Annotated in this window: 24 protein-coding genes; 22 read left to right on the forward strand and 2 right to left on the reverse strand. The window is 52.5% G+C overall.

Going from position 1 to position 23380, the window contains the following annotated elements; genetic code table 11:
• The first annotated feature begins 5 nt into the window (after positions 1 to 5).
• The 11 genes from flhF (at position 6) to H511_RS0120175 (ending at position 10948) form a co-directional block, all read left to right on the forward strand.
• Positions 6 to 1583, forward strand: a complete 1578-nt coding sequence (gene flhF, locus H511_RS0120125; protein ID WP_027253950.1) for a flagellar biosynthesis GTPase FlhF — start codon at positions 6 to 8, stop codon at positions 1581 to 1583.
• On the forward strand, positions 1576 to 2463 hold the full coding sequence (locus tag H511_RS0120130) for a MinD/ParA family protein (protein ID WP_027253951.1): 888 nt from the start codon (positions 1576 to 1578) through the stop codon (positions 2461 to 2463). Before flhF ends, H511_RS0120130 begins: the two co-directional genes overlap by 8 nt.
• Positions 2456 to 3181: an RNA polymerase sigma factor FliA gene (locus H511_RS0120135; protein ID WP_027253952.1), complete on the forward strand. Its 726-nt coding sequence runs from the start codon at positions 2456 to 2458 to the stop codon at positions 3179 to 3181. Before H511_RS0120130 ends, H511_RS0120135 begins: the two co-directional genes overlap by 8 nt.
• Before the next feature lie 56 nt (positions 3182 to 3237).
• Positions 3238 to 3609: a chemotaxis response regulator CheY gene (gene cheY / locus H511_RS0120140; RefSeq protein ID WP_036748874.1), complete on the forward strand. Its 372-nt coding sequence runs from the start codon at positions 3238 to 3240 to the stop codon at positions 3607 to 3609.
• Positions 3610 to 3644: 35 nt separating this feature from the next.
• Positions 3645 to 4367, forward strand: coding sequence for a protein phosphatase CheZ (locus H511_RS0120145; RefSeq protein ID WP_027253954.1), 723 nt, complete (start codon positions 3645 to 3647; stop codon positions 4365 to 4367).
• A gap of 9 nt (positions 4368 to 4376) precedes the next feature.
• Positions 4377 to 6569 carry a chemotaxis protein CheA gene (locus H511_RS0120150; protein ID WP_027253955.1) on the forward strand — a complete coding sequence of 731 codons (2193 nt, stop codon included), beginning with the start codon at positions 4377 to 4379 and terminating at the stop codon, positions 6567 to 6569.
• Between the two features lie 67 nt (positions 6570 to 6636).
• The gene (locus tag H511_RS0120155) at positions 6637 to 7779 is read left to right on the forward strand and encodes a protein-glutamate methylesterase/protein-glutamine glutaminase (protein WP_027253956.1); all 1143 of its coding nucleotides are present in this window, start codon (positions 6637 to 6639) and stop codon (positions 7777 to 7779) included.
• A gap of 9 nt (positions 7780 to 7788) precedes the next feature.
• Positions 7789 to 8568, forward strand: a complete 780-nt coding sequence (locus tag H511_RS0120160) for a ParA family protein (protein WP_027253957.1) — start codon at positions 7789 to 7791, stop codon at positions 8566 to 8568.
• Positions 8558 to 10000 carry a chemotaxis protein CheW gene (locus H511_RS24535; RefSeq protein ID WP_248616627.1) on the forward strand — a complete coding sequence of 481 codons (1443 nt, stop codon included), beginning with the start codon at positions 8558 to 8560 and terminating at the stop codon, positions 9998 to 10000. The genes H511_RS0120160 and H511_RS24535 overlap by 11 nt, the downstream gene beginning before the upstream one ends.
• 22 nt (positions 10001 to 10022) lie before the next feature.
• On the forward strand, positions 10023 to 10517 hold the full coding sequence (locus tag H511_RS0120170) for a chemotaxis protein CheW (protein WP_027253958.1): 495 nt from the start codon (positions 10023 to 10025) through the stop codon (positions 10515 to 10517).
• The gene (locus tag H511_RS0120175; RefSeq protein ID WP_027253959.1) at positions 10517 to 10948 is read left to right on the forward strand and encodes a DUF2802 domain-containing protein; all 432 of its coding nucleotides are present in this window, start codon (positions 10517 to 10519) and stop codon (positions 10946 to 10948) included. The genes H511_RS0120170 and H511_RS0120175 overlap by 1 nt, the downstream gene beginning before the upstream one ends.
• A 170-nt stretch (positions 10949 to 11118) precedes the next feature.
• Here H511_RS0120175 and H511_RS0120180 read toward each other — a convergent pair whose 3' ends face one another.
• Positions 11119 to 11418: an EscU/YscU/HrcU family type III secretion system export apparatus switch protein gene (locus tag H511_RS0120180; RefSeq protein WP_027253960.1), complete on the reverse strand. Its 300-nt coding sequence runs from the start codon at positions 11416 to 11418 to the stop codon at positions 11119 to 11121.
• Positions 11415 to 12263 (reverse strand): hypothetical protein, encoded by an 849-nt coding sequence (locus tag H511_RS0120185; RefSeq protein WP_027253961.1) that lies wholly within the window; start codon positions 12261 to 12263, stop codon positions 11415 to 11417. Before H511_RS0120185 ends, H511_RS0120180 begins: the two co-directional genes overlap by 4 nt.
• 108 nt (positions 12264 to 12371) lie before the next feature.
• On the opposite strand from H511_RS0120185, the gene ccmA reads away from it, so the two are divergent.
• From ccmA to H511_RS0120240, 11 genes are all read left to right on the forward strand, one after another.
• The gene (ccmA, locus tag H511_RS0120190; RefSeq protein WP_027253962.1) at positions 12372 to 13028 is read left to right on the forward strand and encodes a cytochrome c biogenesis heme-transporting ATPase CcmA; all 657 of its coding nucleotides are present in this window, start codon (positions 12372 to 12374) and stop codon (positions 13026 to 13028) included.
• Positions 13028 to 13696, forward strand: a complete 669-nt coding sequence (gene ccmB, locus H511_RS0120195) for a heme exporter protein CcmB (RefSeq protein ID WP_027253963.1) — start codon at positions 13028 to 13030, stop codon at positions 13694 to 13696. Before ccmA ends, ccmB begins: the two co-directional genes overlap by 1 nt.
• A gap of 46 nt (positions 13697 to 13742) precedes the next feature.
• Complete coding sequence (locus H511_RS0120200) at positions 13743 to 14474, forward strand: heme ABC transporter permease (protein WP_027253964.1); 732 nt, start codon at positions 13743 to 13745, stop codon at positions 14472 to 14474.
• A gap of 7 nt (positions 14475 to 14481) precedes the next feature.
• Positions 14482 to 14688 carry a heme exporter protein CcmD gene (ccmD, locus tag H511_RS0120205; protein ID WP_027253965.1) on the forward strand — a complete coding sequence of 69 codons (207 nt, stop codon included), beginning with the start codon at positions 14482 to 14484 and terminating at the stop codon, positions 14686 to 14688.
• On the forward strand, positions 14685 to 15170 hold the full coding sequence (ccmE, locus tag H511_RS0120210) for a cytochrome c maturation protein CcmE (RefSeq protein WP_027253966.1): 486 nt from the start codon (positions 14685 to 14687) through the stop codon (positions 15168 to 15170). Before ccmD ends, ccmE begins: the two co-directional genes overlap by 4 nt.
• A complete protein-coding gene (locus tag H511_RS0120215; RefSeq protein ID WP_027253967.1) occupies positions 15167 to 17164 on the forward strand; it encodes a heme lyase CcmF/NrfE family subunit in 1998 nt (665 codons plus the stop codon). The genes ccmE and H511_RS0120215 overlap by 4 nt, the downstream gene beginning before the upstream one ends.
• Positions 17161 to 17715: a DsbE family thiol:disulfide interchange protein gene (locus tag H511_RS0120220; RefSeq protein WP_027253968.1), complete on the forward strand. Its 555-nt coding sequence runs from the start codon at positions 17161 to 17163 to the stop codon at positions 17713 to 17715. The genes H511_RS0120215 and H511_RS0120220 overlap by 4 nt, the downstream gene beginning before the upstream one ends.
• Positions 17712 to 18242, forward strand: coding sequence for a cytochrome c-type biogenesis protein (locus tag H511_RS23855; RefSeq protein WP_051288333.1), 531 nt, complete (start codon positions 17712 to 17714; stop codon positions 18240 to 18242). Before H511_RS0120220 ends, H511_RS23855 begins: the two co-directional genes overlap by 4 nt.
• On the forward strand, positions 18239 to 19450 hold the full coding sequence (gene ccmI, locus H511_RS0120230; protein ID WP_027253969.1) for a c-type cytochrome biogenesis protein CcmI: 1212 nt from the start codon (positions 18239 to 18241) through the stop codon (positions 19448 to 19450). Before H511_RS23855 ends, ccmI begins: the two co-directional genes overlap by 4 nt.
• 119 nt (positions 19451 to 19569) lie before the next feature.
• Complete coding sequence (locus H511_RS0120235) at positions 19570 to 20376, forward strand: MlaA family lipoprotein (RefSeq protein WP_051288334.1); 807 nt, start codon at positions 19570 to 19572, stop codon at positions 20374 to 20376.
• A 414-nt stretch (positions 20377 to 20790) separates the two neighbouring features.
• Entirely contained in the window at positions 20791 to 23298 is a 2508-nt protein-coding gene (locus H511_RS0120240; RefSeq protein WP_027253971.1) for a glycosyl hydrolase family 18 protein, read from the forward strand.
• Positions 23299 to 23380 lie beyond the last annotated feature (82 nt).

A 23380-nucleotide genomic window follows, 5' to 3' on the forward strand; every position in this document is an offset into this window, starting at 1 on the left:
CTGAATTGAAAATTAAACGATTTTTTGCCAAGGACATGCGAACCGCGCTGAGTGAAGTCAAAGAACAACTCGGTGCGAATGCGGTGATTATGTCCAATAAGAAAGTGACCGGCGGTGTTGAGATCGTGGCGGCGGTAGATAATGACGCCAGCGAAGCCAAGGTACCGTCACCGTCACAACCTGCCCGTGATGCCCTGGCTGAACGTTTTGGCGAGGCCAGACGCAAATTGGCTGACGACAAGGTACAGCTGCAGCAGTCCGGCAGCGGCCACTTTGCCAAGGTGCTGCAGAATTATGCTCAGGATCCCGAAACAGAAGTGGACTCCCTGTCAGCCTTATTGCAGCGCCAGTCGAAGCACACCGGCGGCCACCCTGCTGAACGTCAAGGATATGACTATTCTTCCCGCCCCCAGTCTGAGAGCAGCCCTTACGGCAGTGACAGGCGTCAGTCTTCTCACCCTTACGGGGCGGGCGGACGACAGTCAGCACCGAATGCCTACGGCGACTACCGCCAAAATCATGACGCCGACGCACCGGCCGGACGCACCGGCCGGGCAAATCCTGCGGCGGCGAGCCAGAAAAACAGTGCTTTTCAGAACCGGCTCGATCCCAGCCGCTATGAACAGCGCGCGCCGCGTCGTGACGATGATCTCGATGCCATGCGCAGTGAGATGGCGTCGATTCGCCGCCTGCTTGAACACCAGCTGTCTGGTTTGATGTGGCAGGAGGTCGAGCGTCGTGAGCCGATGCGGGCCATGATGATCAAGCGCCTGGAAAAAATGGGCTTATCAGCCGAGCTGGCCGATCAGCTGGCTTGTTATATCCCTGAAGATGTCCAGCCGCACAAGGCCTGGTCATCCTTGCTTCAGCTGCTGGCCGACCAGATCATTACCACCGATGACTGTATTCTCGAAACCGGGGGCGTGGTCGCACTGCTTGGCCCGACCGGTGTGGGCAAAACAACGACAATCGCCAAACTGGCCGCCAGAGCGGCGATGGACTTTGGTCCGAATGAAATCGCATTGGTCACCACAGATACCTATCGTATCGGTGCACATGAACAGCTGGCGACTTATGGTCGAATTCTGGGCTGTCCGGTAAGAGTTGCTAAAGATGCCGAAGAGCTTGCCGATATACTTCATCAGTTACGGCATCGCCGCCTTGTGCTGCTGGATACAGCAGGCATGGGGCAACGGGATCTTCGCCTGCAGGAACAGCTGGATACCCTGATGCATAATAGTGGCTCACAAATTCGTAGCTTTCTGGTATTACCGGCGACCTCCCAGCGCCGCGTTCTGCACGAAACCATTGAGCATTTCCGTCGTATCCCGCTGTCGGGTTGCGTGCTGACTAAGCTGGATGAAACCCTCAGTCTGGGTGAAGTTATCAGTGTCACACTGGAAAGTGCTCTGCCGATCGCATATCTGGCGGACGGTCAACGAGTGCCTGAAGACATTAAAGTCGCCACAGGACACTTCATGGTTAACCGTGCAAACGAGTTGTTGGAAAACGACATGGGCCAGCAAACCCACTTCTGGAGCAGCGATAGCGCAGATAACCAGGGGGCGGATTTTTATGATTGAGAACATGATGCACGATCAAGCAAGCGGCTTGCGCCGTATGACAAAACTGGCCTCGACCAAAGTGATCACTGTCAGTGGTGGTAAAGGCGGTGTGGGTAAAACCAATATCACACTGAATATGGCGATTGCCATGGCCCGTCAGGGCAAGAGAGTGATGGTGCTGGATGCCGACCTTGGCCTGGCCAATGTTGATGTGATGCTGGGGCTGCGAGCGGGTCGTAACCTGTCTCATGTCCTGTCGGGTGTGTGCGATCTCCGGGACATCATTATCGAAGGTCCTTACGGCGTAAAAATCATACCGGCCTCTTCAGGCACGCAAAATATGGCGGAACTGTCCAGTGCTCAGCACGTTGGCCTGATCCGCGCGTTTGCCACCCTTGAAGATGAAGTGGATGTCCTGCTGGTGGATACTGCTGCAGGGATCTCAGATATGGTATTGAGTTTTGCCGGTGCGGCCCAGGATGTACTAATTGTAGTGTGTGATGAGCCGACCTCCATTACCGATGCTTATGCACTGATTAAAATCCTGAACCGCGAATACCAGGTACAGCGGTTTAAAATTGTGGCCAATATGGTACGCAGTTACCGCGAAGGGCGAGAGCTGTTTGCCAAGCTGACCCGGGTGACTGAGCGGTTTTTGCAGGCCAACATGGAGCTGGTTGCCTGTATTCCATTAGATGACAGGGTACGTCAGTCTATTAAGCGACAAAAAGTGGTCGTGGAAGCTTTCCCACGAAGCCCAGCGGCACTGGCCCTGACAACGCTCGCCAACAAAGCGTTGACCTGGCCGGTACCGAACAATCCGGCCGGACATCTGGAATTTTTTGTTGAAAAGTTATTAGTTAAACCAACACCTGAAGAGGTACCTCTGGGTGAATAAAGCACAAACATACGGCCGATATCAGGAATCCCCCCATGCTTTTGTTGAGCGGTATTCGTCACTGGTGAAGCGGATTGCGCATCACCTGATGGCGCGATTGCCACCCAATGTGCAGCTGGAAGACCTGATCCAGGCTGGCATGATTGGTTTGCTGGAAGCACAACAGAACTATGATCCGAGCAAAGGTGCCAGTTTTGAAACTTTTGCCGGAATTCGAATTCGGGGCGCCATGCTGGATGATATCCGTCGTGGCGACTGGGTTCCCCGCTCCGTGTACAAAAACAACCGTCGGATATCTGAAGCCATTGCCCAATTGGAAAGCCGCCTCGGCCGCGATCCGAATGACCAGGAAATTGCTGAATATCTCGAAATGACACTCGAACAGTACCATCAGGCATTAAATGATGTTAATTGTGGTCGCCTAGTGGGTATGGACGACCTGGGTGTCTCAGAAGATACGGTAGCAACCGAAGATTCAGTGGCAGAAAATCTCCCTTTTCAGGATGTTGCGGATGGCAGTTTTCGCCACGCGCTGGCCGGCGCTATTCGCACATTGCCGGAAAGGGAAGCACTGGTGTTGTCGTTGTATTACGACGAGGAACTCAACCTCAAAGAAATTGGTGCCGTTTTAGGTGTCAGTGAATCCCGTATTTGCCAGATTCACAGTCAGGCAATGCAGCGTCTGCGGGCCAAGTTGTCTGCTTGGACTGCTTCATAAACACACGATTTAGAAGAAACACTGTGACCTCAGTGGAGGCAACTTTGAATAAAAATATGAAAATCCTCATTGTTGACGACTTTTCAACAATGCGCCGTATCGTCAAGAACTTACTACGTGACCTGGGCTTTAATAACACCCAGGAGGCGGATGATGGATTGACTGCGTTACCCATGCTAAAGAAAGGCGACTTCGATTTCGTGGTCACCGACTGGAATATGCCGGGCATGCAAGGTATTGACTTGCTCAAGCAGATCCGGGCCGATGCCAGCCTGAAACACCTGCCAGTACTGATGATTACTGCTGAAGCCAAGCGCGAGCAGATCATCGAAGCTGCTCAGGCTGGTGTTAATGGCTATATTGTTAAGCCATTCACCGCTGCCACGCTGAAAGAAAAACTGGACAAGATTTTCGAGCGTATGCAGTGATGCCGTCAGTCTGACGCTAACTAGGGTAGACACATATGATTTCACTTGAACAGGCGAAACAACTCGTCGCGTTGCTGGAAAAAGACCAGCAAGAGGACGCGGATGAGTTGTTCCGAAGCCTGGTGTCGGATTGCCGGGATCCGATGTATCTCGAAGTGGGTAAATTGACACGTCAATTACATGACTCATTGCAGAATTTTCGTCTGGATCCCCGTATTGCTGATTTGGCGACTACCGACATTCCGGATGCACGCGGCCGTCTGAATTATGTGATAGACAAAACCGAGGAAGCGGCCAACAGGACCATGGATGCTGTTGAAGGCACTCTTCCTATCGCAGATTTATTGCGTGAACGTCTGATGCAAGTGAAACCCCAGTGGCAAAGTTTAATGCACGGGGAGATCACCCTTGGCGAATTTAAACAGCTTTGTCACGATATTGACGCATTATTAGTTCAGCTCGACGGTGACAGCGAGCAGTTGCACCGTCATCTGACCGATATTCTGATGGCACAGGACTTCCAGGATTTGACAGGCCAGGTTATTCGCAGAGTGATCGAGCTTGTTCATGAAGTGGAGCATCAGTTGGTTGAGATTCTTAAGGCTGCCGGTATTGAACAGAGTGAAAGCTCAGTGGTAGTGAGCCAGAAAGACAAAACACTCTCCCCGGAAGGGCCAATTATCAACAGTGCTGAACGCACTGACGTTATGTCTACCCAGGATGACGTCGATGATTTGCTATCAAGCCTTGGATTTTAGGGGAAGCTTATGAGCTTTGATTTAGACGAAGATATCCTGCAGGACTTTTTAATCGAAGCCGGGGAAATTCTGGAATTACTTTCCGAGCAGTTAGTAGATTTGGAACGTCGTCCAGATGATACAGATTTGCTGAATGCCATTTTCCGCGGCTTTCATACTGTTAAAGGTGGTGCCGGGTTTTTGGCGTTAACGCCATTGGTTGACGCTTGCCACGGTGCTGAGAATATTTTTGACTTACTCCGTACCGGTAAACGCACTGTGACGTCAGAGCTGATGGATGTCATCCTTCAGGCACTGGACACCATCAATGTGATGTTCTCACAGGTGCAGGATCGTGAGCCGATTGTACCCGCTGAGCAAAGCCTGCTGGATGCGCTGCATTATTACAGCCAGCCACCGGGTGCCGAAGAGCTGGCAGCTGTCTCTGCCCCGGCATCGGTTGACGCTCCTGTAGCGGCACCGGCGGCACCGGCGGCACCTGAGCAACCTGCGATTGCCGGCGGTTCGGTTGATGAAATCACCCAGGATGAGTTTGAGCGCCTGCTTGATGAGCTGCATGGTGCGGGCGGAAGCCCGAGCGCCGCGCCAGCCAGTGCTGTTCCCAGTGCTGCTCAGGGCGCTCCTGTCTCGACCGACATCGACAATGGCGATATCACTGACGATGAGTTTGAACGCCTGCTTGATGAGCTGCATGGTATAGGTAACGCGCCTGGAACAGAAACCCCGGGAGCTGACGTGCCAGCCGCGCCGGTGGCTGCGCAAGCGTCTGAGCCGCCTGCCGCGAATGCAGCTGGGGCCGGTGATAGCGACTTAATGACAGATGATGAATTTGAACGTCTGCTCGATGAACTGCACGGTAGCGGTAAAGGACCGTCAGATGAAGAGCTGGCGATCGCGACCAAGCCGGCTTCTGCGCTACAGGCCAAAGCTGAGCCAGCTGCTGAGTCTGTCACCTCTCAGTCTGTGACTGAGATGCCACAAGCTGTGGCGGAGCGTAAAGCAACAGGATTAAAAGAAAAATCCAAGACTCAGGCTGAAGCCACGGTCCGTGTTGATACGTCTACGCTGGACACCATCATGAATATGGTTGGCGAGCTGGTATTAGTCCGTAATCGTCTGATCAGCCTGGGCCAGAACAGTAATGACGAAGAAATGTCAAAAGCTGTTTCGAACCTGGATGTGGTCACCGCTGATCTTCAGGGAGCGGTGATGAAGACGCGTATGCAGCCAATCAAGAAAGTTTTTGGCCGCTTCCCACGCGTTGTACGCGATCTGGCCCGTAGCCTGAAAAAAGAAATTGTGCTGGAAATGCGCGGCGAAGAAACCGATCTTGATAAGAACCTGGTGGAAGCGCTGGCCGATCCGCTGGTCCACCTGGTGCGTAACTCGGTCGACCACGGTATTGAAATGCCCGATATCCGCGAGAAAGCCGGCAAGCCACGTATTGGCACCGTGCTTTTGTCTGCGGCGCAGGAAGGGGATCATATTTTGCTGACTATCGAAGATGATGGCGGCGGTATGGACCCGGATCGACTGCGTCAAATCGCCGTGGATCGCGGTGTGATGGATGCCGATGCCGCTGCGCGTCTGTCCGACAGCGAATGTTATAACCTGATCTTCGCACCCGGTTTCTCGACCAAGAAAGAAATCTCTGATATTTCCGGTCGTGGTGTCGGTATGGATGTTGTAAAAACCGCTATCAGCCAGCTGAACGGTTCCATTTATATTGATTCCAATCTGGGCAAAGGCACACGCATTGATATTAAAGTGCCGTTGACACTGGCTATTTTGCCTACGCTGATGGTCGGTGTGGCTGACCAGCCATTTGCACTGCCACTGGCCAGTGTGAATGAAATCTTCCATTTGGATCTCAGTAAGACCAATGTGGTTGATGGTCAGCTGACTATCATAGTGCGCGATAAAGCGATCCCGCTGTTCTATCTTCAGGACTGGCTGGCAGGTCACAGTGCTTCCAAGCGGGAAAAACAACTTGGGCATGTGGTGATTGTCCAGATAGGCCATCAGAGAATGGGCTTTGTGGTGGATACGCTTATTGGTCAGGAAGAAGTGGTGATTAAGCCGCTCGATGAGTTATTGCAGGGCACACCCGGTATGGCGGGTGCCACCATCACCAGTGATGGCCACATTGCACTGATTCTGGATGTCCCCAACCTTCTGAAACATTACGCAGGCCGCAGATAATAATAATTGACAGGGGCTTAGAAGGCCCCTGTTCATTCAGGCCTGATTGCTTACGGAAAGATATAACATGGCAGTAAAAGTGTTGGTGGTGGACGACTCCAGTTTTTTCCGCCGCCGGGTGAGTGAAATTATTAATGCGGATCCGCGCCTTGAAGTGATTGGCGATGCTGTTAACGGTAAAGAAGCCGTTGAAAAAGCGCGGACACTGAAACCTGACGTCATCACTATGGATATCGAAATGCCTGTGATGGATGGTATCACCGCAGTGCGCGAAATCATGAAATCGAACCCGACCCCTATCCTGATGTTTTCTTCGCTGACCCATGAGGGCGCGCGGGCAACATTAGATGCTCTGGATGCGGGCGCGTTAGACTTTCTGCCGAAAAAATTTGAAGATATTGCGCGTAATAAAGACGAAGCAATCTCTCTGCTGCAAAAACGTGTCGCTGAGCTGGCCCGTAAACGTGTCTTTATGCGAGCGTCTGTGCGTACCAGCAGTCCGGTCACGCCATCGCCCGCCGAGCGTCCGCTGACCTCAAACCGTCCGGCAGCCAGTTCTGCTGCCGCCACGACGCTGACACGCTCAGCACCGGCACAGGTTCGTCCGACCGCGCGGTTTAAAGCGACAGGTAAACAGTATCAGCTGATGGCGATAGGTACATCGACCGGCGGTCCTGTGGCGTTGCAAAAAATTCTGACTCAGTTGCCTGGCTCATTTCCGTACCCGATTGTTTTGGTGCAGCATATGCCTGCAACATTCACCGCGGCCTTTGCGGCGCGTTTGAATAACCTTTGTAAAATCGGCGTGAAAGAGGCCGAAGATGGCGATGTATTGCGTCCAGGTACCGCCTATCTGGCACCTGGCGGTAAGCAAATGATGCTGGAAGGCCGCCCGGGCAATGTGCGTTTGCGTATTATTGATGGTGGCGATCGCATGAACTACAAGCCTTGTGTCGATGTCACTTTTGGCTCTGCAGCCAAGGTGTATCATGACAAGGTGCTGTCGATGATCCTGACCGGAATGGGGGCAGACGGACGTGACGGATCGCGTATGCTGAAGTCTGCCGGTGCAACTGTCTGGGCCCAGGATGAAGACAGTTGTGTGGTATACGGTATGCCACAGGCGGTTGCCAAGGCGGGGATATCGACCGAAGATCTTCCTTTGGATCGCATCGCTGAGCGTATTCTGATTGAGGTTGGCTTAGCTTAAGGAGATGTCGTGGTAGTCTGGAGCATTGCCAACCAGAAAGGTGGCGTGGGAAAAACCACGACTACTGTCAGTCTGGCGGGCCTGTTAAGTGAACGAAACAAGCGCGTATTATTGGTGGATACTGACCCGCATTCATCACTGACGACATACTTAAATTTTGATTCTGATCGCCTGGAATCCAGCCTGTTTGATTTGTTCCAGCTGTCGACGATCGACCGTGACACAGTCAAACCTCTGGTGCTGGAAACACGGTTTAAAAATATCCATCTGATACCTGCGCACATGTCGCTGGCGACTCTGGATAGGGTCATGGGGACTCGCAGCGGCATGGGACTGATTCTGAAAAAGGCACTGAAATGCCTGGAAGAAGAATACGATTATGTGCTGATTGACTGCCCCCCGATCCTGGGGGTCATGATGGTCAATGCGCTTGCTGCCAGTGAGCGCATTTTGATTCCGGTGCAAACGGAATTTCTGGCGATGAAAGGTCTGGAGCGCATGATGCGTACTTTGCAAATCATGCAAAAATCCAGGCCGGATGAATTCAAAGTCACTATTGTGCCAACCATGTATGACAAACGGACCAGGGCCTCGCTGGAAACCCTGCAGGAACTGAAGTCGCGTTATGCCAATCAGGTCTGGGCTTCTGCTGTGCCCATTGATACCAAATTTCGTGATGCCAGTATCAAGCATATGCCGCCATCCCTGTACGCACGTGGCTCTCGCGGTGTGTTTGCGTATAAAACTTTACTGAATTATCTGGAGCGGCTGGGTCAAGATGAGCGATAACGCAAAGCTGTCCAGTGAACAGGCATTAGATGATTACTTTTTCGGACTGCTGGATGATTCTTTGCTGCCCGAAGAGGATAGCGCGGACACTGTCGGCCCGCAGGATGACTTGCCGTCGTTTGCTGAGGAACATGACGGCCAGGCGTTGTTGTCTGATTGTGCTGTTGATGCCGCGGAAGAGCGGCAAAGTGACAGTGAGTCTGATGATGCGATAAGTCTGGCGGAGAAAGCCCTTTCGGAGAAAACCCAGACTCATCAGCCCTTTGATTTTAATAGTCTGGATCAACCCGGGCGGAATAACGCGTCTGCGAACTCGTTTGCTGAAGGGGGCGAACCGCCGTCACTGCGGGCAATGGCAACCCAATTGCCAAACGCGGCTGCGCCGGCTCCACTTTCCGCAGAGCCGGAGCTGAGTGTACCTGAAGTCAGGTTTACTCCTCCGCGGACAAGAACGGATCTTGACCAGTTGCAGCGTCTTCTGGATCAGATGTCAGAAATGCAAGAGGAAGTCATTGTTGAAAGCGAAGCCTGGATTGCCGAGCAACAGCAATTGGCTGAACTGGAAAAGCAACAACAAGAAGATGTTAAGCCAACCGTTTTAGACGATCCGGGCTGGTTTGAGGACGACAGCGTACAGACTCAGCATCAGGACGCTGCACCAGAACCGCTGAAACAATCGCTGGCAGTGACTGCACAGGTGTCAGCTGATGAGTCGGCTCCCTATGCAGAGCCGCAAAAGAGTGTTCAGCTGATGCAGGTGCTGCCTAAGGTTGCTGAGGCTCCGGCTGTTGCTGAAAAGCCGGCACCGGCGGCTGAATTGGAAACAAGCTCTCAGCCTCAGAGTGAAATAGTTGCAACGGAGCCTGTTCCAGACATTCTTGATAAAGAAGAGAGTGTGCAGGAAACTGTGGCCGAAGCTGCACCTGAGCCCGAACTGACAGCGGAGCCGCCACCGCCTTCCTGGACGTTACCTGACGCCAGTGAGCAAACAGAGTTTCAGGCGCTGTTCTTTGCTGTTAACGGGGTGACTTTTGCGGTGCCGCTGACAGAGCTGGGAGGGATTCACCAACTGGGTGAGATGAATCACCTTATTGGCCGCCCGGACTGGTATCTTGGCTTGCAGCCGGTACAGAACCGGAAGCTGGATGTGGTGGATACCGCCAGATGGGTGATGCCTGAATCTATTCACAATGATGACCATCAGGAAAACTACCGCTATGTGGTCATGTTGGGAGAAAGTAAGTGGGGACTGGCATGTGATCAACTTCACGGAACAGAAACCCTGACAAAACAAAGTGTTCGCTGGCGGGAAAAGGCAGGTAAACGGCCTTGGCTGGCGGGTATGGTTAAAGAGAAAATGTGTGCTTTAATTCATGTCAATGAACTCATTTCCATGCTGAAAGCGGGTTTGGATGTGAAGAGCGTTTTGTGACGATGGCCGGAGAGGATACAGCATGTCGCAGGTAAGTGTTGCCGAGATTCAAAAAGAAGACAGTAACGACCAGGTATTACAGTGGGTGACCTTCCAGCTGGAAGAGGAAACCTACGGTATCAATGTAATGCAGGTTCGTGAAGTGCTGCGTTATACTGAAATCGCCCCGGTGCCGGGTGCGCCGGATTACGTACTGGGAATTATCAACCTGCGTGGCAATGTGGTCACTGTGATTGATACCCGTGCACGGTTTGGCCTGATGTCAGGTGAGATTTCAGATAATACCCGTATCGTAATCATTGAAGCTGAAAAGCAGGTTATCGGTATTATGGTCGACAGTGTGGCAGAAGTGGTTTATCTGCGCAGCTCTGAAATCGACAGTACGCCAAGTGTGGGCACTGATGAAAGCGCCAAGTTTATTCAAGGCGTCAGTAACCGTGATAATCAACTGCTGATCCTGGTTGATCTGAACAAGCTCCTGTCTGATGAAGAATGGGAAGAGATGGCGTATCTCTGATGCCTGCTATCTTGCTTGAATGGCTGCCTTTGGTTGTTGCTTTGCTGGCAGTAGTGATAGCGGTTGTGCTGGTCCGGCGTGAGCGAAAAGCACGTCAGGATCTGGAAACCAAGTTTGCAGCAGCAGAGTTGCTGTTAAAAACCGCCAGACAGCAGCAGGAAAGCTTAACCAAACAGTTTCATGAGTTGCGTGCGGGTACGATGGCAATGAGTAATAAAATGGCCATATTAACCCGCCAGCAGGAAGAATTGTCTGAGCGTCAGGGTGAAATGGCCATGCAGGATCCCGATGGCCGCCTGTACAGCCGCGCCAGTAAAATGGTCGAGCTGGGTGCTGACGTCAATGAGCTGATGGAAGAGTGTGATTTGCCGAAAGCGGAAGCTGAACTGCTGTTGCGGTTACAGCAGCGCATGCATAAAGGCCGGCGATAGCACTTTGTTGCTGGCTGCTGTTTGTCGATAGTGACACCTTGCCGCTGTTATTCGCGGCTTCAGCTATTGACGGTTTCAGCCATTCGCAGCTTCAGTGTATGGCTTTAGTACACAGCCTTAGTACATAGCTTCAGTACCAGGCCCGGCTGCTTTCACTGCACGCAATGGCGTCAGACGGTTTCATTTACAGACACAGGCCCTTCCCATCCGGGAGGGGTTTTTCCGTTTAAGACCCAGGAAAAAGCAATCAGTTCGGCAATGATCACAAACAGGGCGGGCGGGATGTGATCCCCGGCCTCCAGGTTGTTGAGGTACTCAGCCAGTGCCGGATCCTGGTGTATCAATCCTCCCTGGGCTTTGACCTGCTCAATGATCTCTCTTGCCCAGTCGTCATAGCCTTTCGCTGATACATACGGGGTGTTATAGCCATCGTAGCTCAACGCGATAGCCCGGTTTTGTTCTGTTGTCATACGCTGATCCTGATGCCGCATTGCGGGTTGATGTCCGGCGCTGCATCTTCATTGGCTTGCGCCTGATGAAAACTCACGGACTCACAGTTAATCTCCAGTTGTTTCAGGCGACGCAACAGCTGAGGTGTTAACTGTTCAGTTAATGTCAGTATGTCTGGCTGTTCACAACTGAAAGCCAGATTGAGCTGGCTGTCTTGCCAGACGGCAGTGGCTTCTAATGTGTGCGACTCACCGACAGGCAGCCCCAGTTTGACGGTCCAGGCCCGGCCGGGTGACTGGCGTTTCGATGCTTGTTGCGATGCGTTGGAATACACACTGAGACGGATTTCGCGGCCGTTATTCTGCGGTAAGTGCAGTATAAAAGGCGTGTTCTCGTCGCGTCCGGCTGGCGCGCCGGCAATACGCTGCTCGGCGGCCAGGCGGATCAGCGCTTTGAGTTCGGCTTGCGAATCAGCCGGCAGGCTGGCGAGTAGCTTAGCCAGCGGACTGTCGGGCTGCGTCAGCTGGGTCACCAGTGCTTTCAGGCTGTCTTTGCCGGCCCCTTGCTGTAACCAGGGTGCGATATCGGCCGGCGTGCGCGGCAGCACCAGCTGAGACAGCCATGGTGCGATCGGTGAACCCTGGCTGCTCACCGCAGGAGGTAAATTGGCAAATAATCGTTGCAACACATGAAGTTGTGTTAGCAAGTGTGAAAGTTGGCTGATTTGCTGGCCGGATTGGAATACAGTCGATCCTAGCTGAGCCTGATTGGCATGGCCGACCGAAGCGGTCTGCTGCGGCGCAGTTGTCTTAGAGGTACTGGTCGCTGCTGACGGATAAGCAGAGGATTGAGATATAGAGGTCACATTTACTTACCTTGCTGCCGGATCTATAACAGCCTGAAACTAACAAAGATCTCAGTCGCTGTGATATTATCCGAGGATTATTTGTGTCATTCAGGATGTCTCATCCCTATGTTATCAGTCAAAGGATTGAGCTGTACCCGTGACGAGCGCGTATTGTTCGATGACCTCCAATTTCATGTGGCTTCTGGCGAACTGGTTCAGATTGAAGGCCGCAACGGGGCCGGTAAGACGACCTTATTGCGTATCATCGCGGGGCTCGGTTCTCCTGATACCGGCGATGTTTATTGGCACGATAACAAGATAGGCCATGTGCGTGAAGAGTATCATAGTCAGATGCTGTTTTTGGGACATCAAACTGGGGTCAAGCGCGAATTAACCGCTTCAGAAAATCTGGCTTTTTTTCAGGCCATGCATACGCTGGATAACAGCGAGAGACTCAGTGGCCAGGCCAGAGTGCATGGTGATGATGCTATCTGGCAGGCTCTGGCCCATGTGGGGTTGGCCGGACGCGAAGATGTGCCCGCCGGACAATTGTCTGCCGGCCAGCAGCGTCGGGTGGCTTTGGCCCGTTTATGGCTGAGTAACCATCCGCTGTGGATTTTGGACGAGCCGTTGACAGCTATTGATAAGCTGGGAGTAAAAGTCCTTGAGCAGCTTTTTGTCTCCCATGCCGAACGCGGCGGGATTGTGCTGCTGACAACTCATCAGGATATGTTTTCTGCGCAGAACAGACTGCGCAAGGTGACACTGGGGCAGGCGCTGTGATGTTGCATTCTATGTATCAGGTTATCCGGCGGGAATTGTTAATTGCGTTTCGTCGTCAGGCCGATGTGTTCAACCCATTGTGGTTCTTTATTATTGTCATCACCCTGTTTCCGTTGGGAATCGGGCCGGAACCCAATCTGCTGGCGCGTATCGCGCCCGGTATTATCTGGGTGGCTGCTTTGCTTGCGGCTTTACTGTCACTGGAGCGTCTGTTCCGGGACGATTTTGTTGACGGCTCGCTGGAACAAATGATGCTGATGCCAACCCCGTTACCGGTATTGGCACTGGCAAAAGTGGTGGCTCACTGGTTGCTGACGGGCTTGCCTCTGATAATAATCAGCCCTTTATTGGCAATTTTATTGTCACTCGACTGGTCAACCTGGACTGCGGTGGTATTAACCTTGCTGCTTGGCACGCCAACACTGAGCTTTTTAGGTGCGATTGGGGTTGCACTGACAGTGGGATTGCGTAAAGGTGGGGTATTATTGAGCTTGCTCATCTTACCGCTGTTTATTCCCGTGCTAATCTTTGCAACGTCGGCGATAGAGGCGGCGTCACTGGGGATGAGTTACCAGGGGCAATTAGCTTTGATGGGAGCAATGTTAGCCGGATCTGCCACACTGGCTCCCTTTGCAATATCAGCATCACTGCGTATCAGTGTTAACTGAAGCGTGAATAAAACAAATATTATTATTAATCATAGAGTAAAAAACTATGTGGAAGTGGTTACATCCCTACGCTAAAGCAGAAAACTGCTACCGCCTGTGCGGAACCCTGCTGCCCTGGTTTGCAGCACTGTCTGTGATCAGCCTGCTGACAGGCACTGTCTGGGGGCTGGCTTTTGCGCCAACCGATTATCAGCAGGGCGACAGTTTCCGCATTATTTACCTGCATGTACCGGCGGCTATCTGGTCTATGGGGGTCTATCTCTGGATGGCGGTGGCGGCCTTTATCGGCTTAGTCTGGCAGGTGCGCTTGTCAGACATGGCAGCTGCAGCCATGGCACCGATTGGCGCCGTGTTCACCTTTATTGCATTACTGACCGGCGCTGTCTGGGGCAAACCTATGTGGGGCGCCTGGTGGGTGTGGGATGCACGTCTGACATCTGAACTGATTTTGCTTTTCCTCTATCTGGGCGTAATTGCGCTGTATAACGCTTTTGACGATCAGAAAACGGCGGCCAAGGCAGCCGGTATTCTGGCGATAGTGGGCGTGATCAATCTTCCTATCATCCATTATTCCGTTGAGTGGTGGAATACCCTGCATCAGGGCGCCACTATTACCAAATTTGCCAAACCGTCGATCGACAGCCGAATGCTGTGGCCATTACTGCTGAATATTTTGGGTTTTGCCTGCTTTTTTGGTGCGCTGACCCTGATCCGGCTGCGCAATGAAATTCTGACCAGGGAAAGCCACCGTCCCTGGGTTCGTCAGTTGATGCAGTGAGGTGAATATGCATTTCGATTCATTCAGCGATTTCCTTGCCATGGGCGGCTACGCCAGTTATGTCTGGGCGGCCTATGGGATATCTGCCTTATCTTTGCTGATTCTTCTGTGGTCCAGTATCCGTAAGAGTCGTCGTCTGGCCGCTGACATTAAAAATAAAATTGCCCGCGAGCAACGCATTAAAGCTGCCGAGAATCTGGAGAATACCTTATGAACCCAAGACGCAAAAAACGCCTCACCGTGATCATTGCCTTGCTGGCCGGTCTTGGTGTGACGGTTGGTCTGACTTTGTATGCCATGAGCCAGAATATGGATCTCTTCTATACCCCGACGGAGCTGGTAGAGGGCAAACCTGATGGCACCAAACCCGAAGTGGGCCAGCGTTTACGCATTGGCGGCATGGTAGTCAAAGGTTCTGTCAGCCGTGATCCCCACTCGCTGCAGGTCAGCTTCAAAGTGGCTGATGTCGGCCCGGCCGTGACGGTAACTTATGACGGTATTTTGCCGGATCTGTTCCGTGAAGGGCAGGGCATAGTCGCTCAGGGGGTGCTGGTGGATGCCCAAACAGTGGAAGCGCATGAAGTGCTGGCTAAGCATGACGAAGAATATATGCCGCCTGAAGTGGCTGAGGCGATGCAGAAAAATCATAAGCCTCTGAAATATACCGATCAACAAATGCAAGGTAGCGTGCAATGATTGCAGAATTAGGCCAGTTCAGCCTTATCCTGGCACTGGGGTTATCGCTTCTGGTGAGTGTTTATCCCCTGTATGGCGCTTATAAAGACAACCCGGTGCTGATGCGTTTGGCCCGGCCTTTGACCTTTGGCGTCTTTGCGATGCTGTTGCTGTCTTTTGCATTGCTGTCGTGGGCTTTTTACATCAATGATTTCACTGTGACCTATGTTGCCAGTAATTCCAACAGCAACCTGCCCTGGTACTACCGGCTGACGGCAGTCTGGGGCGCACATGAAGGCTCATTGCTGCTTTGGGTCTTGATTCAGGCCACCTGGGCGGCCGCCGTTGCCATGTTCAGCCGTGGCATGCCACAGGAGTCAGTGGCAAGGGTACTGGCTGTGATGGGGATGATCTCCGTTGGTTTCCTGCTGTTTATCATCATCACCTCCAACCCGTTTGAGCGTACGCTGCCTTATTTTCCTGTTGATGGTCGCGATCTGAACCCCTTGCTGCAGGATCCCGGTTTAATCATTCATCCGCCTATGCTGTACATGGGCTATGTCGGTTTCTCGGTGGCCTTCGCCTTTGCTATTGCCTCTTTGATGACAGGCCGGCTGGATACGGCCTGGGCACGCTGGTCACGTCCCTGGACAATTGCGGCCTGGTCGTTTCTGACTGTGGGTATTGCACTGGGCTCCTGGTGGGCATATTACGAGCTGGGCTGGGGCGGCTGGTGGTTCTGGGATCCGGTCGAAAATGCCTCTTTCATGCCCTGGCTGGCCGGTACGGCGTTGATGCACTCGCTGGCAGTGACGGAGAAGCGCGGCACCTTTAAAGCCTGGACAGTGCTGCTGGCCATATCGGCCTTCTCACTGAGCTTGCTCGGTACTTTCCTGGTGCGTTCCGGTGTGCTGGTGTCTGTGCATGCCTTTGCCTCTGATCCGGCGCGGGGCATGTTCATTCTGGGTTTCCTGGTGGTGGTGATCGGCGGTTCGCTCCTGCTGTATGCCTTGCGCGGGGCACAGATCCGCTCTCATGGCAGTTTCAGCCTGTTTTCACGGGAGAACTTCCTGCTGGCAAACAACCTGCTGCTGATCACCGCCTTGCTGGTGGTGTTGATCGGCACCTTGCTACCCCTGGTTCATAAGCAGCTTGGTCTGGGCTCGGTATCTATTGGTGTACCTTTCTTTAATACCCTGTTTACCTGGCTGATGATTCCGTTTGCTTTTTTCCTGGGGATTGGGCCCCTGGTGCGCTGGAAGCGTGAGAATTTCTCGACGATCCGCCGGCCTTTACTGATTACCGCTGTGATCACCCTGCCATTGGCCGTGTTTGTGCTCTGGCTGCGTCCTGATCCGCTGCAGCCGCTGGCTGTACTGGGTATGGTGATGGCATTCTGGATCATTATTCTGCAGGGATATGAGGTGTATGAACGTGCCACGCATCGCCATAGCCTGATGGTCGGACTCGGTAAGCTTGGCCGCAGTCACTGGGCCATGGTGCTGGGCCATATTGGTCTGGCCGTGACCTTAATCGGTATTACGCTGGTTTCTAATTATGACCTGGAGCGTGACGTTCGTCTGGCGCCAGGCCAGTCAGTGAACGTTGAAGGCTTTGATTTTAAATTGTCCGGATTGCGTAATGTTGAAGGGCCGAACTATGACGGCTTTATTGGCGACTTTGTGGTGTCCCGTAACGGAAAACACATCGCTGAACTGCATGCCGAGAAACGCTTTTATACGGTATCCGGCTCAATGATGACCGAAGCGGCGATCGATAGCGGCGTCACCCGTGATCTTTATGTGGCACTTGGCGAGCAGCTGGATGACAGCGCCTGGGCAGTCCGTATTTACTATAAGCCGTTTGTGAACTGGTTATGGCTGGGCGCGCTTCTGATGGCACTGGGTGGCGCAATGGCCATCAGTGACAAGCGTTACCGTTTTCGTCGTCGCTTTAAAAAAGAAGTGAAAGATGAAGCGGTTGTCAGTACCCCGCACGCAGAGGTGAATGGATGAACAAGAAACTGCTTTTTATTCCTTTAGTCCTGTTTCTGGGCCTGGTGGCTGTCTTTATGGTGCAGCTGACCCGCAATGCTGACGGCGACGATCCGACCAAACTGGAGTCCGTCCTGGTCGGTAAGCCCGTCCCGGCCTTTCGCCTTGAAGATTTGGAAGATGCGAGCAAATTGTATCAGCAGGATATTTTCCTTGGTGAGCCTCTGCTGCTGAATGTCTGGGCAACCTGGTGCCCGACCTGTTACGCAGAGCACCGCTACCTCAATGAGCTGGCCAGCCAGGGGGTCAAAATTATTGGCCTGAATTACAAAGACGAGCGCGATAAAGCCAACCGCTGGCTGAAAGATCTCGGTAATCCTTATATGCACAGTCTGTTTGACGGTAATGGCATGCTGGGTATGGATTTAGGCGTGTACGGCGCCCCAGAAACCTTTCTGATCGATGCCAGTGGCGTGATCCGTTATCGTCATGTCGGCGATGTCAATCCGCAAAACTGGCAAGACACCCTCAAGCCGATTTATGAGCGTCTGCAAGAGGAAGCGAAAGGATGAAACACGCGATAGCGGTATGTACGCTGCTGATCGGAAGCTGGTTTACCGCCAGTGTGCCGGCTCAGGCGGCGATTGATGTTTACGAATTTTCGACGCCTGAACAGGAAGCTGCGTTCCAGGAACTGACTGCCACGCTGCGCTGCCCGAAATGTCAGAATAACAATATTGCTGACTCCAATGCGGAACTGGCCAAAGACATGCGTCAGAAGGCGTATGAGATGCTGAGTGAGGGAAAATCCAAGCAGGAAGTCATAGATTATATGATTGCCCGTTACGGAAACTTTGTGACTTATGATCCGCCGCTTATGCCATCTACCCTGATTTTGTGGCTGGGCCCTTTGTGTTTCCTGCTCATTGGCGCCAGTGTGCTGGTCTATCGTTCCAGGAAGGGAGTGGTGGCTTCGTCTCAGCCAATGGATGAAAAAGAATCCGCCCGTCTTCATGCATTGCTAAATGATATTGAAAAAGAGGCAGAAACTCCGCACGCTGCCAGTGGTTCGGCAGGTGAAAGCAAGGTGAAAAAATGACGTTATTTTGGATTTCCACCCTGATCCTGGTGTTGATTGCGCTGGCTTTTTTCATTGTCCCTGCCTTTGTGGGAAGTAATCAGGATCAGGTTGCCAGCCGGGATGAACTGAACAAAGCTTTCTTTCGTGACCGCTTGGGTGAACTGAAAGAAGAGAGCAGTGAAGGGCTGGTGTCGAATCCGGATGAACTGGAAGTTGAACTGCAGCAGTCGTTATTGGATGACGTACTGGAGACACAGGCGCAGCAGAACAGTCAGTTTAAATCCTGGTTATTAATTCCCGGTATCCTGGTGATTGTCGGGGTGGCGTACGGTCTTTATGCGTTGGTGGGTAACCAGCCGAAAGTGGCTGACTGGCAGCAGACGGTGTCAAAGCTGCCTCAGCTGACTCAGCGTCTGATGGGAGACAATGCTGCTCCGCTGACAGATCAGGAGATGGCAGAACTGACCTTAGGCCTCCGTACCCGGTTGCATGAGCGTCCGGATGATGCCACCGGCTGGTTGTTGCTGGGACGAATCGGCATGGCAAACCGCGATGTTGAAACGGCCCAGGGGGCCATGAAGCGTGCTCTGGACCTGGCGCCGAATGATCCGAGTCTGCAACTGAGTTATGCCCAGACCCTGATGATGGGGGGACAGCCAGGCCAGGTTCAGCTTGCCCGTAATATGCTGACGCACTTGCTGGAACGCGATCCTGACAACCTGCAGGCGTTATCTTTAATGGCATTTGATGCGTTTGAACAGGCTGATTATCAGGCTGCCATCACATACTGGGAGCAGATGAAATCGCAGCTCAGCGCAGGTGATAACCGCATCAATATGCTTGAGCGCAGTATTGCCCAGGCAAAGACGGAGATGTCGCAGGCTGTTAATCCCAGCCCGGGTGTCAGAGTGACGGTTGAGCTTGGTGCCTCGGTGACGCTACCGGCGCAGGGGATGGTGGTGGTGTCTGTCCATACCGCAGATGGTGCGCCCATGCCGCTGGCAGCCAGACGTATTCCCTTGTCGCGTTTTCCGCTGACGCTCACCTTAACCGATCAAGACAGCATGATCCCTGATCGGCTGATGTCCAAACAGTCTGAGCTGATAGTCAGGGCCCGAATCGACAGTGACGGTAACGTGGCGACAAAAGAAGGCGACTGGTTTGGTGAAAGTGGTATTGTGCCGTTAGGCGGAGAAGCGACAATCACCATTAATACTCAGTATTAAAACATACTGGCAGTTAAGAAACAGACTGGATATCATTACCCAGTCTGTTTGCATTTAATTAAGTGGCTAACACATTGAAACAAAAACTGTTCATACCCCTACTTGTTACATTATTCCTTATGGGATGTGCCAGCTCGCCGCCAGATCCGTCACCGGACACACTGGCCGGGAACGAATACGGCCTGGATGATGAGGAGCTTGAAGCTGCCGGTCTGGATGCCGAAGAGCTGGAAGCCCTGAGTGAGCCGGAAAGTGCCGTTTATGACCCTTTTGAAGGGTTTAACCGTGCCATGTGGACAGTAAACTACGATTATCTTGACCCCTATTTGGTCCGTCCTGTGTCGCTGGCCTATGTCGATTATGTGCCGTCGCCGGTGCGAACCGGTTTAAGAAACTTCCTGTCAAACCTTGAAGAACCGGCAAACATGCTGAACAGTTTCCTGATGCAGAACCCGGAAAAGGCGGTGGATCATTTTACCCGTTTCTGGATTAACAGTATTTTTGGTCTGGGCGGATTGATTGACATCGCGACAGCAGCCGATATTCCGCCACCGGGAGAGCAGGCATTTCCTGATACCCTTGGTTATTACGGTGTCGGCAACGGCCCATATTTCATGATACCTGCTTATGGCCCTTTGACTTTACGTGAAGGTGTCGGGGATCGCGTGGATGCGCTGTACTTGCCGCTGAGCCTGCTGACTTTTTGGCAAAGCGTAGGCAAGTGGGCTGTGGAAGGGATGGAAGACAGGGCCAAACTGGTGGCGCAGGAACCCATGCTGAACAACTCACCGGATCCGTATGCTTTCACCCGCGATGCCTATATCCAATATAAGAACTTCAGAGCAGGCGGTAGGGAATCCGAACCCGCACAGCCGGAAAATGAAGAATATCTTGATGATTTTCTTGATGAAATAGACAGCGAATAGCCATTGTTTGCTGCGAGAAACAAAAGCCAGAGCTCAAATGTTCTGGTTTTTTTATCTTTACAGCATGAGAACTTTTGCTGTTAATTTTTTGTGAATAAAAACATTTCTGACAAAGTTAACACTTTGGTTGATTTTCTGTTCAGTCAGCCAGAGTCAGGCCATCAATGCGTGACTCTTATTTGCAGCATTGAACTAATGTATTTCAGGCTAGTGGAATATTTGCATTAATTATCACTTCATGCCGTTTCATTACGAAAATTTTCATCCCACTTGGCATAAGATCACAAAGCCCAGTATCAAAATTAAAAATCCCACTTTCTTTCTTTGCGACAAAAAGAAACTGAACTATTGATTAATAAGCATGGTTTCATATCCATGTTTTATTACTTACTTTTTAACTCAAGGAACGAAGTAATGTTTTTCAATAAGTTGAATCCTATCGCGGCAGGTATAGCCGTGATGACTATGTCGTGGGGAGCGATGGCAGCACCAGGCACTCCGCAAATTGCCTGGATGGAAACCGATTACGCTATCGTAGAAGTTGATCAGGCGGCCTCAGCCTACAAAAGCTTGATTACGGTTAAGCCTGCTGCAGAAGTCCCTGTGGCCTGGCAGCGTTATTCTGGTGAAACCGCTGATCTGTGGAGAGTGAAACTGAACGGGGATGTGGTGTTTGAGCAGAGTATTGCTCCGGCATCCAGCGGAGCCGGTTCAACAACCCTGTCTGTGGCTCAGGGTGGACAGTACGCCATGACAGTGGAGCTTTGTAGCGGCACTGGCGCGGCGCAAGAATGTACCAGCAGTGCGGCAACGGACATTGTTGTTGCCGATACCGATGGCAGCCATTTAGATCCACTACCTATGAACGTCGATGCCAATAATGGCAATTACACAACGCCGGCAGATACAGTAGTGGGTGCCTACTTTGTTGAGTGGGGCGTGTACGGGCGTAAGTTCTCGGTGGATAATATCCCGGCGCAAAACCTGACCCACATTTTGTACGGCTTCATTCCTATTTGCGGACCCAATGAATCTTTGGGTGAGATTGAAAATGGCAACAGCCTGGCAGCCTTAAATCGTGCCTGTCAGGGCACCCCGGATTATGAAGTGGTGATCCATGACCCTTGGGCGGCGGTTCAGATGCCGCAACCCCAATCGGGCCATACCCACAGCACACCGTATAAAGGCACTTATGGCCAGATGATGGCGTTGAAACAGCGTTACCCTGATCTGAAAATTGTCCCTTCTGTCGGCGGCTGGACACTGTCTGACCCCTTCTATTCTTTCACCGATAAAGCCAAGCGTGACATCTTCGTTGCCAGTGTGAAGAAGTTCCTCAAAACATGGAAATTCTTCGACGGTGTCGATATCGACTGGGAATTCCCGGGCGGTAAAGGCGCGAATACGAACCTGGGCGATCCGGTCAATGATGGCCCGGCGTATGTGGCTCTGATGCGCGAATTACGTGCAATGCTGGATGAGCTGGAAGCTGAAACTGGCCGCGAGTATGAGCTGACATCTGCCATCGGTGCGGGTTATGACAAGATAGATGTCGTGAACTATGCCGATGCGGTTCAGTATATGGACTACATTTTCGCCATGACGTATGACTTCTTCGGCGGCTGGAATAACGAGCCTGGCCACCAGACAGCACTGTTCTGCGGCAGCCACATGTCTGCTGATGTCTGTAGTGGCACAGGTCTTGATGAAAACGGCGAGCCTCGTCAAGGTCCGGCTTACACAGCCTCGCACGGTATTGACCGCCTGCTGGCACAGGGTGTACCTGCAAACAAACTGGTACTGGGTACAGCCATGTACGCACGTGGCTGGACGGGTGTCACCGAAGCCAGTATGACAGATCCTGCTAACCCAATGACAGGGACCGGAAACGGTATGGTACCTGGTTCGTGGGAAGCCGGGGTGATTGACTATAAAGATGTGGCGACTGATTATCTTAATAATGCAGCTGTGATTAAGGGCTATGATGAGCAGGCCGAAGCTCCCTGGGCATACGATCCAAGTAACGGTAACCTGATCACTTATGACGACCGTCGTTCAGTGCTGGCCAAAGGTCAGTATGTCCGTAACCTGGGGCTGGCTGGTTTGTTTGCATGGGAAATCGATGCGGATAACGGTGATATCCTCAATGCAATGCAGGATTCACTGGCTGGCGGCGGTGGCAACTACGCCCCGGTAGCAAAAGCGGGTGTTGATCAAGTGGTCACTGGCGCAGCGTCTGTGACGCTGGACGGCTCTGCATCCAGCGATCGTGATGGTCAGATCGTCAGCTATCAGTGGACGCAAACCAGTGGTCCGGCACTGACTCTGACCGGATCTGATACCGCAACAGCAACAGTAGCGGTTCCTGAAGTAACGGCAGATACCCAGTATGTGTTCACGCTGACAGTCACTGACAATGCCGGTGATACCGCCACGGACAGTGTGACAGTGACAGCCAAAGCCCCGGGCTCAAATACGGCACCTGTGGTGGCAGTGTCTGGTCCGGCGACGGCCAGTGCCGGTGATACTGTGGTGCTGGATGCGTCGCAATCCACGGATGCCGACGGCGATACACTGACCTTTACCTGGACAGTCCCTGCCGGTGTGAACGCAACAGTAGAGGGGGCGACAGTGAGTTTTGTTGCTGACAGCTACACAGTCGATACGCCGCTGAGCTTTACCGTTGCAGTATCAGATGGTACCGACTCAGTGACAGAGTCTGTTACTGTGAATGTACTGAAGGACGATGGCTCAACAGGTTGTACCGATGCCTGGGCAAGCGGCAGTGTGTATAACGCCGGTGATATCGTGACGCATTCAGGCAAATCCTGGAAAGCGAAATGGTGGACCACAGGTGAAGAGCCAGGGACGACAGGCGAATGGGGCGTTTGGGAAGATCTGGGCGCAGCCAACTGCCAGTAAATTCTGACACCCACCTGAAGGGCGGGAATTCAGAAAACCTATAAAGAAAAGCCGCTCTGACGAGCGGCTTAGTTTTTTCTGG

Source organism: Photobacterium halotolerans DSM 18316 (assembly GCF_000425165.1).
In the GTDB taxonomy this organism is placed as follows: Bacteria; Pseudomonadota; Gammaproteobacteria; order Enterobacterales; family Vibrionaceae; genus Photobacterium; species Photobacterium halotolerans.

What these genes read in the sequence shown, in the direction of transcription:
- H511_RS0120130 (WP_027253951.1), top strand. Translation starts at nt 1,576, where the DNA reads ATGATTGAGAACATGATGCACGATCAAGCAAGCGGCTTGCGCCGTATG.
- cheY (WP_036748874.1), top strand. Translation starts at nt 3,238, where the DNA reads ATGAAAATCCTCATTGTTGACGACTTTTCAACAATGCGCCGTATCGTC.
- H511_RS0120145 (WP_027253954.1), top strand. Translation starts at nt 3,645, where the DNA reads ATGATTTCACTTGAACAGGCGAAACAACTCGTCGCGTTGCTGGAAAAA.
- H511_RS0120150 (WP_027253955.1), top strand. Translation starts at nt 4,377, where the DNA reads ATGAGCTTTGATTTAGACGAAGATATCCTGCAGGACTTTTTAATCGAA.
- H511_RS0120155 (WP_027253956.1), top strand. Translation starts at nt 6,637, where the DNA reads ATGGCAGTAAAAGTGTTGGTGGTGGACGACTCCAGTTTTTTCCGCCGC.
- H511_RS24535 (WP_248616627.1), top strand. Translation starts at nt 8,558, where the DNA reads ATGAGCGATAACGCAAAGCTGTCCAGTGAACAGGCATTAGATGATTAC.
- H511_RS0120170 (WP_027253958.1), top strand. Translation starts at nt 10,023, where the DNA reads ATGTCGCAGGTAAGTGTTGCCGAGATTCAAAAAGAAGACAGTAACGAC.
- H511_RS0120175 (WP_027253959.1), top strand. Translation starts at nt 10,517, where the DNA reads ATGCCTGCTATCTTGCTTGAATGGCTGCCTTTGGTTGTTGCTTTGCTG.
- H511_RS0120180 (WP_027253960.1), bottom strand. Translation starts at nt 11,418, where the DNA reads ATGACAACAGAACAAAACCGGGCTATCGCGTTGAGCTACGATGGCTAT.
- ccmA (WP_027253962.1), top strand. Translation starts at nt 12,372, where the DNA reads ATGTTATCAGTCAAAGGATTGAGCTGTACCCGTGACGAGCGCGTATTG.
- ccmB (WP_027253963.1), top strand. Translation starts at nt 13,028, where the DNA reads ATGTTGCATTCTATGTATCAGGTTATCCGGCGGGAATTGTTAATTGCG.
- H511_RS0120200 (WP_027253964.1), top strand. Translation starts at nt 13,743, where the DNA reads ATGTGGAAGTGGTTACATCCCTACGCTAAAGCAGAAAACTGCTACCGC.
- ccmD (WP_027253965.1), top strand. Translation starts at nt 14,482, where the DNA reads ATGCATTTCGATTCATTCAGCGATTTCCTTGCCATGGGCGGCTACGCC.
- ccmE (WP_027253966.1), top strand. Translation starts at nt 14,685, where the DNA reads ATGAACCCAAGACGCAAAAAACGCCTCACCGTGATCATTGCCTTGCTG.
- H511_RS0120215 (WP_027253967.1), top strand. Translation starts at nt 15,167, where the DNA reads ATGATTGCAGAATTAGGCCAGTTCAGCCTTATCCTGGCACTGGGGTTA.
- H511_RS0120220 (WP_027253968.1), top strand. Translation starts at nt 17,161, where the DNA reads ATGAACAAGAAACTGCTTTTTATTCCTTTAGTCCTGTTTCTGGGCCTG.
- H511_RS23855 (WP_051288333.1), top strand. Translation starts at nt 17,712, where the DNA reads ATGAAACACGCGATAGCGGTATGTACGCTGCTGATCGGAAGCTGGTTT.
- ccmI (WP_027253969.1), top strand. Translation starts at nt 18,239, where the DNA reads ATGACGTTATTTTGGATTTCCACCCTGATCCTGGTGTTGATTGCGCTG.
- H511_RS0120235 (WP_051288334.1), top strand. Translation starts at nt 19,570, where the DNA reads ATGGGATGTGCCAGCTCGCCGCCAGATCCGTCACCGGACACACTGGCC.
- H511_RS0120240 (WP_027253971.1), top strand. Translation starts at nt 20,791, where the DNA reads ATGTTTTTCAATAAGTTGAATCCTATCGCGGCAGGTATAGCCGTGATG.